Genomic DNA, 1,686 nt, shown 5'->3' with positions numbered 1-1,686 from the left:
CCAAGGTCCGCACAAAGGGGAACTTGGCAATGGAGAGCCCCATCTGGATGCGCCGTTGGTCTTTGTGCGCGATCTCGGCCTCGCACAGGTAGGCCAGGGCCTCGCGCAGGTTCAGCTCGCCGCGGGCGGCCTCCTCCAACAGGCTGTCGAGCCGCTCACGGATGGCGGTGAGCTTCAGGCGCGTGAGCATGGCGTCGAGACGCTCGGGGTCGTAGGCGCTCGTGCTCATTGCCAGCCTCCGCCGAGCAGGGCCTCGTAGTCGCTCAGAGGACGCTGCAGCTCGCCGGGAGGCGGCGACGGCGGTGCGCTCTCAGGCGAAGACGCGGGCGGCACTTGGCGCTCGGGCCAGGCACCGACGATGCCCTCGAGGTGGGTGAGCTGGATGCTGCGCTGGCGCCGACCGGCACTCTGGGCATGGACGGCCAGCTCCTGCTCGCGGTGGTAGATGCGCACCTGTTGCCCCGCCACGAGCACCCGGACCTGGTAGCCAATCCACTGCCACGGCACGCTGTAGCGGTTGGTGTCGACCTCCACGCAGGCGTCGCTGTGCACGCGCCGGCGCAGCTCGCGGTCCTGCACGAACGGCGGCTTGCCGGCCAGGGACTTGAGCGCGGCGGCCTCGGCGGCGCGAAAGCGCTCGATCGGTGGCTCGCCGGTGGTCCCGTGGATGCGCACGTCGGCGACCTCGCGGAGCCATCGCGCCAGGTGTCCGTGCAACGCCTCCCAGCTGGCAAACTCGCGCCCGGCCAACGCATTGCCCTTGACGTAGCCGACGCCGTTCTCGTCCTTGCCTTTGGTGCGCGCCCGGTAGGGGGCGCAGGCCTGCGGGCGAACGCCCCAGTAGCGGCAGAAGGCGTGGAAGCGCGCGTTGTAGCGCACCTCACGGGTCTCGACATCATGGTGCTCGACCAACGCGCGGGCGTTGTCGAGCAGCAACCGCTCAGGCACCCCGCCGAAGTGCGCAAAGGCGGCCTCGATGCCCTGCAACCAGCTGCCTTGGCGCTCGTTGTCGAAGGCCATGACGAAGTTGCGCCGCGAGTACCCGAGCGTGGCGACGAACAGGTGTACCCGCACCACCTCGCCGCCAATCACGACCCGCTTCTCGCCGAAATCGATCTGCAACTGCTCGCCCGGCGCCGTCTCGAAGCGCACCGTCGCCCGCGCCTCCGCCGCCAGCTCCCGACGCCACGGCGCCACCGCACGCTCCACCGTGCGCAGCGAGACCTGGATCTGCTTCTCGGCCAGCAACTCCTGACGAATCACCTCGGCGTTGCCGCGGTGGCGCCGGAAGCGCTCCCCCAGCCACGCCTCCAAGCCCGCCAGTCGCAAGCCCCGCTCGGGACGGCGGTACGCCACCCAACCACCCGCGCCCAGGTAGCGCTTGACCGTGTTGCGGCTCACGCCAAGCTCGCGAGCGATCCGCCGCGCCCCCCAACCCTTCGCGTGCAACGCCAACATCGCTGCAACCTCCTCGGGCTCGCGCATCAGCTCCCCTCTCTTGCCTACCGCCAAAGGAGAGCCTTTGTAACGAACAGTCGACATCGTCTATTCCCCTCAATCTGCGGGGGTCATTTTTCGATGTCGTCAGGGGGTCAGTTTTTCATGTCGCCTGACACATGCACTTGCCGATACGGTCGGTATGCGCAAGGCCTTCCGCCAGTCGCCCGCCCGCGCCTGTCCGCTTCG

2 protein-coding genes are annotated in these 1,686 nt (G+C 68.9%); both read right to left on the bottom strand.

The features are described 5' to 3' along the window. The coding region (locus tag I6U14_RS13770; RefSeq protein WP_296900092.1) for an ATP-binding protein at positions 1-229 on the bottom strand (229 nt) is incomplete at its 3' end. Next, positions 226-1,485 (bottom strand): IS21 family transposase, encoded by a 1,260-nt coding sequence (istA, locus tag I6U14_RS13765; RefSeq protein WP_296900091.1) that lies wholly within the window; start codon positions 1,483-1,485, stop codon positions 226-228. The genes istA and I6U14_RS13770, both read right to left, overlap by 4 nt. Positions 1,486-1,686 lie beyond the last annotated feature (201 nt).

It is taken from the genome of Thiohalocapsa sp. (assembly GCF_019695415.1).
GTDB lineage: Bacteria > Pseudomonadota > Gammaproteobacteria > Chromatiales > Chromatiaceae > Thiohalocapsa.
The sequence above is the reverse complement of the archived record's forward strand: the minus strand, read 5'-3'. Positions and strand labels throughout refer to the sequence as shown.

Coding starts and splice junctions, on each gene's coding strand:
- istA (WP_296900091.1), bottom strand. CDS start 1,485: ATGCGCGAGCCCGAGGAGGTTGCAGCGATGTTGGCGTTGCACGCGAAG.